The 12,953-nt window shown below is 52.1% G+C and carries 15 protein-coding genes and 2 pseudogenes; 4 read left to right on the top strand and 13 right to left on the bottom strand.

The genetic code is table 11. From position 1 onward, the window contains the following. Nucleotides 1-87 precede the first annotated feature (87 nt). The 4 genes and pseudogenes from ABTW00_RS07575 to ABTW00_RS07560 form a co-directional block, all read right to left on the bottom strand. Nucleotides 88-689: pseudogene (locus ABTW00_RS07575) on the bottom strand (tyrosine-type recombinase/integrase). Nucleotides 690-796: 107 nt separating this feature from the next. Then, nucleotides 797-1,222: a glutaredoxin-dependent arsenate reductase gene (arsC, locus tag ABTW00_RS07570; protein WP_271446891.1), complete on the bottom strand. Its 426-nt coding sequence runs from the start codon at nt 1,220-1,222 to the stop codon at nt 797-799. A gap of 12 nt (nt 1,223-1,234) precedes the next feature. Beyond that, nucleotides 1,235-2,524, bottom strand: a complete 1,290-nt coding sequence (locus ABTW00_RS07565) for an arsenic transporter (RefSeq protein ID WP_433639942.1) — start codon at nt 2,522-2,524, stop codon at nt 1,235-1,237. A gap of 44 nt (nt 2,525-2,568) precedes the next feature. Beyond that, the gene (locus ABTW00_RS07560; RefSeq protein WP_185656550.1) at nt 2,569-2,889 is read right to left on the bottom strand and encodes a transcriptional regulator; all 321 of its coding nucleotides are present in this window, start codon (nt 2,887-2,889) and stop codon (nt 2,569-2,571) included. 85 nt (nt 2,890-2,974) lie between these two features. Here ABTW00_RS07560 and arsH point away from each other — a divergent pair, with 85 nt between their 5' ends. Next, nucleotides 2,975-3,673 carry an arsenical resistance protein ArsH gene (gene arsH / locus ABTW00_RS07555; protein ID WP_085049572.1) on the top strand — a complete coding sequence of 233 codons (699 nt, stop codon included), beginning with the start codon at nt 2,975-2,977 and terminating at the stop codon, nt 3,671-3,673. A gap of 76 nt (nt 3,674-3,749) precedes the next feature. Here the strand turns inward: arsH and ABTW00_RS07550 are convergent. Then, nucleotides 3,750-3,911 (bottom strand): annotated as a pseudogene (locus ABTW00_RS07550) (helix-turn-helix domain-containing protein); the annotation flags it as partial. A gap of 407 nt (nt 3,912-4,318) precedes the next feature. Between ABTW00_RS07550 and ABTW00_RS07545 the strand changes: the two are divergent. From ABTW00_RS07545 to ABTW00_RS07535, 3 genes are all read left to right on the top strand, one after another. After that, nucleotides 4,319-4,930: a hypothetical protein gene (locus ABTW00_RS07545; protein ID WP_433639938.1), complete on the top strand. Its 612-nt coding sequence runs from the start codon at nt 4,319-4,321 to the stop codon at nt 4,928-4,930. Nucleotides 4,931-5,310: 380 nt separating this feature from the next. After that, nucleotides 5,311-5,679, top strand: a complete 369-nt coding sequence (locus ABTW00_RS07540; RefSeq protein WP_064543949.1) for a hypothetical protein — start codon at nt 5,311-5,313, stop codon at nt 5,677-5,679. Nucleotides 5,680-5,732: 53 nt separating this feature from the next. Next, nucleotides 5,733-6,020 (top strand): hypothetical protein, encoded by a 288-nt coding sequence (locus ABTW00_RS07535; RefSeq protein ID WP_433639935.1) that lies wholly within the window; start codon nt 5,733-5,735, stop codon nt 6,018-6,020. A 175-nt stretch (nt 6,021-6,195) separates the two neighbouring features. Here the strand turns inward: ABTW00_RS07535 and ABTW00_RS07530 are convergent, their stop codons facing one another. The 8 genes from ABTW00_RS07530 to ABTW00_RS07495 form a co-directional block, all read right to left on the bottom strand. Continuing rightward, the gene (locus tag ABTW00_RS07530; RefSeq protein WP_064543945.1) at nt 6,196-6,561 is read right to left on the bottom strand and encodes a VOC family protein; all 366 of its coding nucleotides are present in this window, start codon (nt 6,559-6,561) and stop codon (nt 6,196-6,198) included. A gap of 183 nt (nt 6,562-6,744) precedes the next feature. Further along, a complete protein-coding gene (locus tag ABTW00_RS07525; protein ID WP_433639933.1) occupies nt 6,745-7,227 on the bottom strand; it encodes a glutathione peroxidase in 483 nt (160 codons plus the stop codon). 104 nt (nt 7,228-7,331) lie between these two features. Continuing rightward, nucleotides 7,332-8,576, bottom strand: a complete 1,245-nt coding sequence (locus ABTW00_RS07520; RefSeq protein ID WP_433639930.1) for an MDR family MFS transporter — start codon at nt 8,574-8,576, stop codon at nt 7,332-7,334. Between the two features lie 14 nt (nt 8,577-8,590). Further along, nucleotides 8,591-9,352 carry an ABC transporter ATP-binding protein gene (locus ABTW00_RS07515; RefSeq protein WP_064543940.1) on the bottom strand — a complete coding sequence of 254 codons (762 nt, stop codon included), beginning with the start codon at nt 9,350-9,352 and terminating at the stop codon, nt 8,591-8,593. Further along, on the bottom strand, nt 9,352-10,389 hold the full coding sequence (locus ABTW00_RS07510) for a FecCD family ABC transporter permease (RefSeq protein WP_433639926.1): 1,038 nt from the start codon (nt 10,387-10,389) through the stop codon (nt 9,352-9,354). The genes ABTW00_RS07515 and ABTW00_RS07510 overlap by 1 nt, the downstream gene beginning before the upstream one ends. Next, on the bottom strand, nt 10,389-11,387 hold the full coding sequence (locus ABTW00_RS07505) for an ABC transporter substrate-binding protein (protein ID WP_433639924.1): 999 nt from the start codon (nt 11,385-11,387) through the stop codon (nt 10,389-10,391). The genes ABTW00_RS07510 and ABTW00_RS07505 overlap by 1 nt, the downstream gene beginning before the upstream one ends. Nucleotides 11,388-11,552: 165 nt before the next feature. Next, nucleotides 11,553-11,897: a DUF1294 domain-containing protein gene (locus tag ABTW00_RS07500; protein WP_064543933.1), complete on the bottom strand. Its 345-nt coding sequence runs from the start codon at nt 11,895-11,897 to the stop codon at nt 11,553-11,555. A gap of 91 nt (nt 11,898-11,988) precedes the next feature. After that, nucleotides 11,989-12,948, bottom strand: a complete 960-nt coding sequence (locus tag ABTW00_RS07495) for a YbgA family protein (RefSeq protein WP_433639922.1) — start codon at nt 12,946-12,948, stop codon at nt 11,989-11,991. Between the last annotated feature and the right edge of the window lie 5 nt (nt 12,949-12,953).

The following is a 12,953-nucleotide window of genomic DNA, read 5'->3' as shown; positions in this document are numbered from 1 at the left end:
TTATTTAGATGCAGTGAAATCTTGTTCTCCACGCATTAGAACATCGTCCGCTTCTGGCACAGGGCTGCTGTTGCAGCCCTGACGACCCTATACTTCAATCGATTCAGAGATTTTTAATGCATCATCGACTTCAATGCTCAGATAACGGACTGTGCTTTCCAGTTTCTTATGGCCCAGCAGAAGTTGGATCACCCGGAGATTCTTGGTTTTCTTGTATATCAGGTAAGGTTTTGTTCTTCTCATGGAGTGTGTGCTGTAAAGCGAAGCTTCTAGACCTAGTTTTTCTACCCATCCATGAAAATTCGGTTGTATTGCCGGGTTGATATGTGCCGGTTAGTTCCGATCCGAGACCGAAACAAGAAGTCTTTGCTATGCAAATTTCCAAGTTTTATCAATGCAGCAACGGCTTCTCTTGTCCCTTTGGTTATCTCAAATTGCACAGGACTACCGGTTTTCTGTTGCAGCACCGTTGCTCTGCTGGAAACCGAGCTACCATATGCAACATCAGATACTTTGAGGTTGACCAGATCACAGCCACGTAGCTTACTGTCCAAAGCCATATTGAACAGAGCCAAATCGCGCATCTTACCTTCTAGTTCAAGCCTGATTCGGATTCCCCAGATATGGAATATCTGAAGTGGTCTTTTTTGGCCGACGATACGGTCTTTGTTCCACGGTGACGTGTTCATACTCAAATCTCCTGCAATATGGGAGATTTGAGTATGGTTGTCTCTCATGAGCGAAGAGCGGACGCCCGCATAACGGAACAGGCGTCCGATATTTTGAAGTGGGCAGATTACTTAACCCGCTTCCCCGTTTCGTCAATGACCTTCTCACCATCCTCTTTGGTAAACGCTCGTTTCTGACCTTCCGGTAGAATATCCAACACTATTTCTGAAGGGCGGCAAAGACGAGCGCCAAGCGGCGTAACGACTACCGGCCGATTAATCAGGATCGGATGTTGAAGCATGAAATCAATCAACTGCTCATCACTAAATTTCTCTTCATCAAGACCCAGGTGTTCATAAGGCTCAACATTCTTACGCAGTAATGCACGCACCGTAATTCCCATTTCTGAAATAAGTTTAATCAGCTCATCACGGGTCGGTGGCGTATCGAGATAATAAATTATCGTCGGTTCGTTGCCGCTGTTACGGATCATCTCCAGCGTGTTACGAGAAGTGCCGCAGGCAGGGTTGTGATAGATGGTAATGTTGCTCATATCTGTATCTCATTACAAAGTGATGGAGAACCGCAACGCCAGCGCGGCCAGAGTGACAAACAGCACGGGCAGAGTCATGATAATGCCAGTGCGGAAGTAATATCCCCATGTAATCGTTATATTTTTCTGGGCAAGCACATGCAGCCAAAGCAAGGTTGCCAGACTGCCAATCGGGGTGATTTTCGGGCCTAAATCGCAGCCAATCACATTGGCATAAATCATAGCCTCTTTGACGACGCCAGTCGCCGTACTCCCGTCAATCGACAGTGCGCCAATCAGCACCGTCGGCATATTGTTCATCACCGATGACAGGAACGCGGTCAGGAAACCGGTGCCGAACGTTGCTGCCCATAACCCCTTTTCTGCCAGCAGGTTCAGCACGTCAGACAGATACTCCGTGAGTCCTGCATTGCGCAGGCCATAGACCACCAGGTACATGCCCAGCGAAAAAATAACAATCTGCCATGGCGCACCGCGCAGGACTTTTCCGGTGTTGATGGCATGACCTCTTTTCGCCACTATAAACAGTACTGCTGCGCCAGTAGCCGCTATCGCACTGACCGGGATCCCCAGAGGCTCCAGCACAAAGAAACCGACAAGAAGCAATAACAGGACAATCCAGCCCACCCTGAACGTTGCCGGATCCTTTATCACACTGGCAGGCGTCTTCAGCAGCGAAACGTCATACGTCTCCGGAATGTCCTTGCGGAAGAAGAGATGCAGCATGACCAGAGTGGCCGCAATCGCGGCTACATCTACGGGGATCATAACGGAGGCATACTGCGTAAAGCCCAGACCGAAAAAGTCCGCCGAGACGATATTCACCAGGTTAGAAACAATGAGCGGCAGGCTGGCCGTATCTGCAATAAATCCTGCGGCCATGACAAAGGCCAATGTCGTGCCCTGGCTGAATCCCAGTGCGAGCAGCATCGCAATTACAATCGGCGTCAGGATCAGTGCGGCGCCGTCATTGGCAAACAACGCAGCAACAGCGGCCCCAAGCAAGACTATCCAGGTAAACAAAAGGCGGCCACGTCCGTTACCCCAGCGGGAGACGTGCAGTGCGGCCCATTCAAAGAAGCCGGACTCATCGAGCAGCAGGCTGATGATGATGACCGCAATAAATGCCGCTGTCGCGTTCCAGACGATATTCCAGACAACGGGAATATCAGCGATATGGATGACTCCGGTACCCAGCGCCAGCGCAGCTCCGATACTCGCGCTCCAGCCAATACTCAGACCTCTGGGTTGCCAGATCACCAGTACCAGCGTCAGTAAAAATATACTCCCTGCCAAAAACATTTCAAACCCCATTACATATGATTATGTGAATATGTTTCCCTTCCTCAGCAAGAGATGCAGGCCGACTTTGCCAACCATTCCCGCACATCTTCCCGAAGGCACTGCCAGGACGTCGTGATTGTCTCAGCGGCCCACGCAGGAATATGAGGTGACAGACGATAGTGAATCCATTTGCCTTCCCGACGATCCAGAACTAGCCCAGACTCGCGAAGGATAGCCATATGACGTGATATTTTGGGCTGTGATTCGGCGGTAGCTGCACAGATATCGCACACGCACAGTTCTCCGGACTCTCGCAGAAGCATGACAATGGCGAGCCGTGTTTCATCCGACAGGATTTTGAAAAGCTGAACAGGTTGTAGCATTTTCCACTCCTTTCCCTTTAGAATATATATATGATAAATCATATATATTAACTTTGAAATCATCTGCTCTCTCTGGAGGAGAAAAATGGAACAATTTCCTGCCCTGAATACGGAATGCTTTGATCAAGACATCGCTGAACGCCTGCATCTGCAGGAGCCACCAAGAATTCTGATCCTGTATGGTTCAGTAAGAGAGCGCTCCTACAGCCGCTTTGCCGCGGAGGAAGTGGGTCGCCTGCTGACGGCGATGGGCGCGGAGGTGAAACTCTTTAACCCCTCCGGTTTACCCCTGCCGGATGATGCGCCGGACACGCATCCCAAAGTCACCGAGCTGCGCGGTCTGGTCAGATGGTGTGACGGGATGGTGTGGAGTTCTCCGGAACGGCATGGTGCTATGAGCGCGGTGATGAAGGCGCAGATTGACTGGATACCCTTAAGTGAAGGCGCGGTTCGTCCTTCGCAGGGCAAAACACTTGCGGTAATGCAGGTCTGCGGCGGTTCACAGTCCTTCAATGCCGTGAACCAGATGCGTATTCTGGGTCGCTGGATGCGGATGTTTACGATCCCCAACCAGTCCTCTGTAGCCAAGGCATGGCAAGAGTTCGACGAAAACGGACGAATGAAACCTTCGTCATGGTATGACCGTATCGTCGATGTCGCCGAGGAGCTGTTTAAAATCACGCTGCTGCTTAAGGGACAAACCGGTTACCTTGCAGATCGTTACAGCGAGCGAAAAGAGAGCCATCAGGAGCTTTCATCCCGTGTCAATCAGGACAAAATATAACGTATGTTCTTCGTGAATCGATACTGCATGAGCTTAACAACGTCCGCTCCTGGCACCGAGCAGACCATCCAGCCAGTCACTTAGAGTTATTGCTGTTCAGTACTACCCGGAGTATGGATTGCCGGGTAGTACTGAACTCCCGGGCAATGGTGCTGAACCTCAATCCAGCCTTAATCATTATAATCACCATAATTTGCTGTTTTTCATCTAGTGCTGAAGGACGTCCAAACCGTTTTCCAGGTCGCCCCCGAGATCGCGGTGAAATAGGAGTAAGTGTATTCAGTGTTGAAGTGCTGGATAAATTAATTACCCGCTCTATACAGGATGAAGTGAAAATGGAAGCAATTGCCAGCGCTCGAGCGAAGTGCCATGCCATGCGCAGCTGGTGGCCCACCAGGACGAGTTGAAACAGGCAGGTCACAGGCAAAGAGTCGGCTGATGAAACGGTAGGTGATGTAGTGGCAGAGGATTAGACGCCAGAATTCGCAAAGTAATAACCCGCAAGCTGACGGATTGTCTTTGGAGCTAATGTTTAATCTTCTTATTTATTTTAGATACGCTATGATAGTTGATATTACTTAACATTAAAATTTCAGTTAAGTATTAATTATAAACACTATAGCAATAAAATTCAGAGGGTTAACAATGAGCGTCAGAAGAGATAGCGACGGTAAATATGTGACAAGTGAGCAGCCTTTTAAGCAGTATGATGAAAAGTGGCGTGCTGATAATGCTGCTAGCTGGGAAGCCCCCACCAGCCAACCCACCCAGCCGGTTAATAACTCATGGGAAAATTTCCATCAGCCCACATCTACGTCAATATCTTATGAAAACCAGCTGGCTTTCGCCAGCGGCGCGCGCAAAGTTCTCGCCTTAATTATTATCTGGTTTACGCTATGGGGAATTATCTTAACGCCAGGACTACAGGCTTCGCAAATGCTCATATATGAAGGGGGATTCGCTTCAATCCCGGCAAGGATCATTTTTTCAATCCTTTATATTTTTTATACCATCTTATTTGCCCCTCTTCAGTTTGCTTACCTTTTTGATGCTGGTGACCTGGTAACGCGATTGCTCATTCAGCTAGGTGAGATAATTGTATTGTCATTCCTGGTAGTTAAATTCTGGCAGAAGTTAAAGAAAAAAGTATTGTATAGTATTACATTTATCGCGGTACTGGCATACATAGCCGTTGGGTTGGTGTCGCTTAATAGTGGGCTTTGGGAATCATTTAAGTTTTTTCCGTACCTGAGTTAATAGCTTTCAGGAATGAAGCATTAAATGAGCTAGCGGTGGACTGTTGCCCACCGCTAATACTACGATACTGTAACAACGAGTTCGTTTTCTCTTGGGTAAACCGCATCGCGCAACGCCTTTGGCGCTGAAGAATTTGCCGTCAGCACTCAGCCCTCTGTATATCACCCGTTGATATAGTATTACCGAGTGATGTCATAGAAGATGATGACTTTATCTCCTTACTGCTCCCTGGCCGCTTTTCTTGACTTTATTAAAATTTATAGAATCATACTTCTTACACATCATTATTATTAGTAGTTTTTCACAAAATATTTAATAGCTTGTTGCCAAAAACATTGCATTGTAATACTTTGAATTTTTATTTTATTAACGGACTTGCTATGAAAATCACTACCTTATTCAGTGCAGGGATACTTACGCTACTCCTTGCGGGTTGTAACGACAACGATTTTAAATCACGGACAATTACTATTGAAGGCACTAAGCTAGAGTTATCTGGTAGTAAACTTGTAGGCAAAGTAGGAAATAAAAGTGATACCTGCGATGTAGATACCTACAAATCTGACAGAGAAGGCGATGAAAAAGTCTGGAGTGAATATATTATATATAAGTGTGGTGAGCACAACTTTATCAGAGTTGATTTCAAATACCCCGTAACCAGCGCTGAACCAATGCCAATAAGGGTAGGCAGCGCAAATAATCGTTTCCTGGAGCCGAAATTCTTCACCTGGGCCGATGTAAAAATGTAGTCTTTCCGGCCTTACCTTGCTGTGATATATAGCGTCATGAAAAAGAGGAACTGATGAAAAAATCGTTGCTGGTAATCGTTCTGCTAGGGTTAAGCGCAACCTCCGCCGCCGGGGAAGCGCACTTTTGTGGCTCCCCTGAAGTTGGCGCGCTGGAAACTGGGCGTCAGGATATTACTGACAGTACCGTTTTTACTTGCGGTGGAGGGATTAAAGGCACACTACCCGATCTGGCAAAGCAGGGTTGGAAAGTTGTGCAGGTAAGCGATCAGATGGCATCGTCATCTTCGTCAGACCCGAGTAAAGCCACTGTCTATTCGCGATTGATAATACAGAAAGACTGACAACGCGTGCTTTCTTAATGACCAACCAAACTCCGTCATCTGGCGGAGTTCTTTTTGGTGATGGACCTGTATTTCATATCGGGTTTAGGTTTGAAGGGATGTGGCCAACTAAAGCTGAAAGGTCAAAAACAGCCTTAACGTACAATAAGTTCCGATATCTAAACTGGCCCCTTAATCAGCCCGGCTCATGGCAGACCGCCTCGATATTATGGCCATCAGGGGCAATGACGAATGCAGCATAGTAGTTTTCGCCGTAGGAACGTAGGCCAGGCGCGCCGTTATCCAGGGCACCCGCACGCAAAGCAGCATTGTAAAACTCATCAACTTGCTGCCGGGTTTTGGCGACAAACGCCAGATGCAGAGGAGCCGGTTTATCATTCGTGTGGAACAGGCAAAGTGAAACATTGCCGGAACTCATTTCAACACCGTAGTCCGGCGTGCCTTCATCGATAAGCTTCACGCCAAGCGGCTGAAGCGCGTTGAGGAAGAAGGTTCTACTTTTTTCGTAATCACTTACGCCGAACTTCACATGATCGAACATTATTTATTCCTCTGAAGAGATGAACAAATAAAGAGTATAGAAAGAGATTTAAGTTAAATTCACTTAAGAACGCGTCAATGTGATAAGCATCAATTTTAGCGATCTCTCTATCGACAGTATCAGCCCTGGCTTTTTTTAGCCCCCTCTCAGGCCTCCTGAAATAAAATCAACCAACAGGAGGATTTAGATTTCAAGCGCGGCCTTAATTGCAGCTTCCATTTTCTCCGGAGTCGTCAACGGCGCAAAACGTTTAAGCGGTTTGCCGTCGCGGCCAATGAGAAACTTGGTGAAGTTCCACTTGATTCGCCCACCGAGCACGCCGGGCAATGCATCCTTCAGATAACGGAATACCGGGTGCGCCGCCGCGCCGTTGACTTCCACTTTCTTGAACATCGGGAAACTGACGCCGTAGTTGATGTGGCAGGTCCGAGAGATGTCATCTGCACTACCGGGTTCCTGCTGACCAAACTGGTTACAGGGAAACCCCAGCACCACCAGCCCCTGGTCGGCATACTTCTTATAGAGCGCTTCAAGGCCTGCGTATTGCGGCGTGAAGCCACAATGGCTGGCGGTATTGACCACCAGAACCAGCTTGCCTGCGTAGTCGGACATCGGGATGAGCTGACCATCCAGGCGAGTGGCGGTGAGTTGATAAAAACGATTCATATCAGCATCCTCAGGGCAAAGCGTAGCGGTAGGCGGAGGAATCCCTCTTTCCCACCGTGCAGCCGGTTGTCAGCAATACACCAGTGAAGGCCAAAACAGCCTCCTTAGCCAAATCGGGTTTTCGTGAGCAATGGGCGGCAAATCAGCACCATCGCCGCGGCGCTACACAACGGAAACAGCGCCAGCAGTAGCCAGGGATACATGGCCTGCGGTGAGGGGGTCAGCGCCTCGTCAAGCAGCCCGCCAAACGCTAAATTGCCCGCCAGCACCGCGACGCCGCCGGCTGTAGCGAGCGCGCCGTAGTGCGCGCCAAGCGTCGACTCCGTGGCAAAACGGGGGATCAAATCCTTAGCCGAGGGCACCAGCAGCATTTGCCCTAAGGTGAGCAACGTCACAAAACATATCGACGGAATTAACCGCTGCCAGCCTTCTGCCGGCGGCGTCGAGGCGAACAGCGCCACGCTGGCAAAAGCGGTGGAGAGCAGCAAAAATCCCACCGGCAGGATCCGGACGGCCCCCACGCGATGAGCAAGCCGCGCCAACGGCAGCTGCAAGGCCACAATCAGCAGCGAGGCGAGCATAAACAGCGGCCCGAGATCCTTTTCACTGCCGCCCGCGCGCTGGATCTCAACGGGCAGCGCCAGATAGAGTTGGTTATAGCTTAGCAGCCACGAACTGTAGGCGATAATAAACGCCACAAAACGCGGCTGACGAAATGTCGTCCACCACGGCAGGACGTTGATCTTCTGCGCGCGGCGCGGCGCGGCGGGCAAAGCGAATGAGAGCAGGACCAGCGCAATGACAAAAAACCCTGCCCCCGCCAGCGCAACCTGGCGAAAACCAAAGCCCGTCAGCAGCGCGCCCAAGGCGGGCCCGAGGACGGCACCGAGCTCACCGCAGACCGCAAACAGCGCGAACCACTCCGCCCGGCTGCGTTTGCCGCTCGCCTCACTTTGTGTTCCCGCTTTGGCCAGCAGCGCTTCAATAGACGGTGAAAACAGCGCCCCGCCGATCCCCGTCAGGCAGGCTCCCAGAATAATCGGCCACAGCGATTGACCCAGCGCTAACAGCAGATAACCTACGACCCGGATAATACAGCCGATCAGGATAATCGCACGTGCGCCAAACCGGTCGGAGAGCGCCCCACCGATAATAAACATCCCCTGCTGTGAGAAAGTACGCAGCCCCAGAATCAGGCCAATCAGCCCGCCGGAAAGCAGCATATCGTCGCGCAGAAATATCGCGAGAAACGGCACTACCGCATAGAAACCAATATTAAAAACAAACTGGCTACCCAGTAATACGGGCGGCCAGAGCGTCGTGGCGGGGCGCAGGGGAAAACGCAGCATGAAATTATCCGGCCTTAAACGATAAAGTGGATATGTTTTTTACCATGGAAGCGGGAAATCTCAATTTTGGTCTTCACGCGAAAAACATCCCACAGCAGTTCCTCACTGAGAATATCCTGCGGCGTTCCGCTGGCGATAATTTGCCCTTTCTGCATCACGATCAGCGAATCGCAGAACATCGCCGCGTGGTTCAGATCGTGGATGGCCACAATACTGGTGACGGGCAGTTCGCTAATCAGCTGCATTAACTGCATCTGGTGGTGAATATCGAGGTGATTAGTCGGTTCATCGAGCAAGATCTCCGTCGGTGTCTGCGCCAGCGCGCGGGCGATATGCACACGCTGCCGCTCCCCGCCGGACAAACTCAGCCACCCCTGCTCGCTTTTATCCAGCATATCGACGCGTTGCAGCGCCGCGGTGACGGTTTCGTCATCGTGCGTGCTCCAGTTAGAAAACGGCGTATGATGCGGAATCCGCCCCAGTTTGACCACGTCGCGCACGCGCATATTGGCTTCAGTCATACCGTGCTGCTCAACAAACGCCACCCGCCGAGCAAGCTGCTTTTTCGCCATCTTCGCAATGTCTTTACCGTCGAGCGTCACGCGGCCCGCATCCGGGCGACGCAGGCCCGCAAGAATGCGCAGCAGCGACGATTTGCCGCAGCCGTTAGGGCCAAGCAGCCCCACGGTTTCACCGCGCGCAACCTGTAGCGATACGTCGTTGACGATGACTTTTTTACCGACCTTCCAGGTAATATGTTCAGCGCAGATACTCATCACTTATTCCTTGAACGGTAGATAATGATGGCAAAGAATGGCACGCCGACCAGCGCCGTCACCACGCCTACCGGCAGGCTTTGCGGCGCAATCAGCAGGCGAGAAGCGATATCCGCCAGCACCATTAAAATCGCTCCGGCTAGCGCGCAGGCAATCAGCAGCGTGCGGTGTAGCGGGCCAAAGAAGAAGCGCATCACGTGAGGAACCACCAGCCCAACAAAGCCAATCGAGCCGGCCATGCTGACGATGGTCGCGGTAATAAGCGCGGTGGTGGTAAAGAGGATGAGGCGCACCCAGGGGACAGCAATCCCCAGCGAGGCGGCGGCATCATCGCCAAAGGTGAAAGCATCGAGCGCCCGGGAATAATACAAACAAACGGCCAGGCCAATCACCACGACCACCAGCACCAGCTGGAATTCCGGCCAGCGCACGCCGCTAAAACTGCCCAGCAGCCAGAACATCACGTCACGCGCCTGCTGCGCACTGGCAGAGGTGCTGATGGTGTAAGCGGTAATGGCGTTGAACAGCTGAGAAGCGGCAACGCCCGCCAGAATAGTACGTTCGTTCCCCCCACGGGCACCGTTGGTCAGAAAAGCCACGAAGGCAAAAGCGGCAAAGGCCCCGGCAAACGCCCCGGCGGACAGCGATACCGCGCCGGTGCCGATCCCCAGCACGACCACGGAAACCGCCCCCGTCGACGCCCCGGCAGAGACGCCGAGGACATAGGGTTCCGCCAGCGCATTCTTCAGTAGACTCTGTAATACCGCGCCGCAGATAGCCAGCCCTGCGCCACAGCAAGCCGCCACCAGCGCGCGGCTCAGGCGAAAGTCCCAAATCACGCTTTCATAGATACGATTAAGCGGGACGTCGGTCAGCCCCATCTTATTACCGATGGCGTAAAAGACGTTTTGCAGCGGGATGGCTAGTTCTCCCACGCTGACGCCAACCGCAATCACCAGCAATAGCAAGATGATAGAGAGCAGGCACGAGGTCGTCAGAAACAGCCCCTGTCGCGACGTCATAGCGGTCGCCGTCATCAGTTGAGCCCCAGTTTTCTGAGCTGCTCGCCCACTTGTTCAGCGCCGTAGAGGGTGCGGATGGTCGGGTTCATCGCCTGCCCGTCCATCACCACGATATGGCCTTTTTTCACGGCGTCCAGCTGGCTGACTGCCGGATCGGTTTTCAGGAATTTGATTTTTTCTTCTGCGTTATCCAGCGCCCAGCGGTTGCGATCGAGGCTGGAGACCACAATCACATCCGGGTTCGCCGCGATAATGCTTTCCCAGCTTACCGTCGGCCATTCGGTTTCAGACGTAATGGCGTTATGACCGCCCAGCACGTTGGCAATAAAGCCAGAGGCGCTATTTTTCCCCCCAACGTAGGCATCGGCTGAAGGCGATGCGCTGGAGAACCAGAAGACGAAGGAGAGATCTTTTTTATTCTTGCTAAACTCCGTGCGCAGCGCATTTTCACGCTTTTTGAAATCCGCCACCAGCGCGGTGCCCCGCTCCTGCACATTAAAAATGGTGGCGAAGTCTTCAATCTCTTTATACAGCCAGGTCATATCCCAGAGCTGCTGACGGCTGCCGTACATATCGCCGGTGGCTTTTTTGGTGGCGCACATGCCGGGTGAAACATAGCTGTTTACACCGAGGGTCGCGAAGTCTTCGCGTTTAGCCACTTTACTTTCCGGGCCTAATAAGAGGGGGTTTTGTGACGGAACAAAATCAGGGTTTTGCGCCAGAATAGATTCAAGTGTAGGAATTTCCACCGTCAACAGTTTTATTTTTTCATTCTGCTTTGCCAACTGTGGCAGCACCCTGGTTGGCCAGAAGGCGCTGGCGACCACGTTATTTTGCAGGCCGAGCAGCAGCAAAATCTCAACCGTATTTTGCCCCAGCGCCACAACGCGCTCCGGCGGTTTACTGAACGTCTCTTGATAGCCGCAGTTTTCAATGGTCAGAGGATAGGTCGTTGCCATAGCAGAACTGACCGACGCCAACGCCAGGCCTAACGCACAGAGGGTCTTTTTCATTTAAACGCTATCCTTCATCAACAGGGTTCTCGAAAACCGGGAGGTCTTTTTTAATGTAAATGAAACTCATTACTGAGGCGGGGTTTTATACAATGACCCATTTAGGGTGTCAATGAGAGATAATTCCCGCGGGTTAGCATGGCCGCGGGCAGAATAGGCTGAGGGTTAAAAAGCGCGGAGCGGCGAGAAATAATAGATGGCGATGGTGGCTGAGATACTGACGATGACGCTGATCATAAAATAGGTTTTGAAGGGCTGCTTTTGGGTTTTATGGCGAAAAACCTGCTGCCCAACCATTGCGCCAATCCATCCCCCTACCACGCCAAAGAACAGTAACGTCGCTTCAGGCACTCTTCGCCAGTCCTTGCGCGCCGCCATCTTATCGACCCCGTAAATCACCAGCGTCAGCATGTTCGCCAACAGCAGCCACATCATCACAGGATGCGCGGTAAACAGGCTCGCGATCGCCGCGAGGGCCAGCAGCAAATAACACCAGCGGTTGAGATTCATAGAATTAACGGCAGTCCTGTATAATCGATGTCGACGCTGCATTATACGCAGTGTCGGCGGCGGGAAGATACCGCCGCCGCCCCTCCCAACGCTAATTCACCGCCAGACGCAGCGCCAGGTCCTGCGGATAGGGGTCGAAATAATTCTGCGTCAACAGATAGCCATCCGGGTATTCCGCAAGATAGTGCTTCAGTAGCGTCATTGGCGCAAGAATAGGTAGCACCCCCGCACGATAATGCAGAATCACATCCCGCAGCTCCGTACGCTGCCGCGTGTTGAGCTGATTACGGAAGTAGCCCTGGATGTGCATCAACACGTTGGTATGGTTTTTACGCGAAGCCGGTTTCTTGAGAATCGCCATCAGTTTATCGCGGTACGCCTCAAAGAATGCGTCCAGATCCTCCCACGTGTGCAGCGAAGCGACAAAAGGCCCAATCTCCCGATACCCTGCCTGATGATGCGCCAACAATTGCAGTTTATAGCGACTATGAAAATCAAGCAGCGCCCGCCGCGTCAGGCCATTTTTACGCAGTTGCTGTAACTCGTGCAGCGCGAAGACCCGCTCAACAAAATTTTCACGCAGCAGCGGATCGTGCAGCCGACCGTCTTCCTCAACCGGCAGCCACGGGTACTTCGCCATCAGCGCGGCGGTAAACAGCCCTGTACCCTCTTTACGTCCGCGATTGCCCTTCTCGTCATACAGCCGCACCCGCTCCATACCGCAGCTGGGTGATTTGGCGCAGACGATAAAACCGGATAGCTCGCCTAATCCGGCCAGATACCCGGCGCTAAAGTCGGCCATTTTTTCACTGACGTCGTCATGAGGCGCGTGGCTGAACCGCATGCGGATATCGCCTGCGGTGGTTTGCACCAGCCGCAGCGCCGGGCGGGGAGTCGGCAGGCCAATCGCCATCTCCGGGCAAACAGGCCTGAATGATACCCACTGTGCCAGCCGGTCCATCACAAAGTCCGTCCGTTTATGGCCACCGTCGAAGCGCACGGCCGCGCCGGTTAAACAGCTGCTGATTCCAATCACCGGTTGCGTTTTCATGGCGT

This window comes from Kluyvera georgiana (assembly GCF_050990895.1).
GTDB classification, from domain to species: Bacteria; Pseudomonadota; Gammaproteobacteria; order Enterobacterales; family Enterobacteriaceae; genus Kluyvera; species Kluyvera georgiana.
Note: the sequence above shows the minus strand (reverse complement) of the source record. Positions and strands in the feature narration are given on the sequence as shown.

Excerpts from the sequence above, each read along its gene's own strand:
- arsC (WP_271446891.1), bottom strand. The coding sequence starts at position 1,222 with ATGAGCAACATTACCATCTATCACAACCCTGCCTGCGGCACTTCTCGT.
- ABTW00_RS07565 (WP_433639942.1), bottom strand. The coding sequence starts at position 2,524 with ATGTTTTTGGCAGGGAGTATATTTTTACTGACGCTGGTACTGGTGATC.
- ABTW00_RS07560 (WP_185656550.1), bottom strand. The coding sequence starts at position 2,889 with ATGCTACAACCTGTTCAGCTTTTCAAAATCCTGTCGGATGAAACACGG.
- arsH (WP_085049572.1), top strand. The coding sequence starts at position 2,975 with ATGGAACAATTTCCTGCCCTGAATACGGAATGCTTTGATCAAGACATC.
- ABTW00_RS07545 (WP_433639938.1), top strand. The coding sequence starts at position 4,319 with ATGAGCGTCAGAAGAGATAGCGACGGTAAATATGTGACAAGTGAGCAG.
- ABTW00_RS07540 (WP_064543949.1), top strand. The coding sequence starts at position 5,311 with ATGAAAATCACTACCTTATTCAGTGCAGGGATACTTACGCTACTCCTT.
- ABTW00_RS07535 (WP_433639935.1), top strand. The coding sequence starts at position 5,733 with ATGAAAAAATCGTTGCTGGTAATCGTTCTGCTAGGGTTAAGCGCAACC.
- ABTW00_RS07530 (WP_064543945.1), bottom strand. The coding sequence starts at position 6,561 with ATGTTCGATCATGTGAAGTTCGGCGTAAGTGATTACGAAAAAAGTAGA.
- ABTW00_RS07525 (WP_433639933.1), bottom strand. The coding sequence starts at position 7,227 with ATGAATCGTTTTTATCAACTCACCGCCACTCGCCTGGATGGTCAGCTC.
- ABTW00_RS07520 (WP_433639930.1), bottom strand. The coding sequence starts at position 8,576 with ATGCTGCGTTTTCCCCTGCGCCCCGCCACGACGCTCTGGCCGCCCGTA.
- ABTW00_RS07515 (WP_064543940.1), bottom strand. The coding sequence starts at position 9,352 with ATGAGTATCTGCGCTGAACATATTACCTGGAAGGTCGGTAAAAAAGTC.
- ABTW00_RS07510 (WP_433639926.1), bottom strand. The coding sequence starts at position 10,389 with ATGACGGCGACCGCTATGACGTCGCGACAGGGGCTGTTTCTGACGACC.
- ABTW00_RS07505 (WP_433639924.1), bottom strand. The coding sequence starts at position 11,387 with ATGAAAAAGACCCTCTGTGCGTTAGGCCTGGCGTTGGCGTCGGTCAGT.
- ABTW00_RS07500 (WP_064543933.1), bottom strand. The coding sequence starts at position 11,897 with ATGAATCTCAACCGCTGGTGTTATTTGCTGCTGGCCCTCGCGGCGATC.
- ABTW00_RS07495 (WP_433639922.1), bottom strand. The coding sequence starts at position 12,948 with ATGAAAACGCAACCGGTGATTGGAATCAGCAGCTGTTTAACCGGCGCG.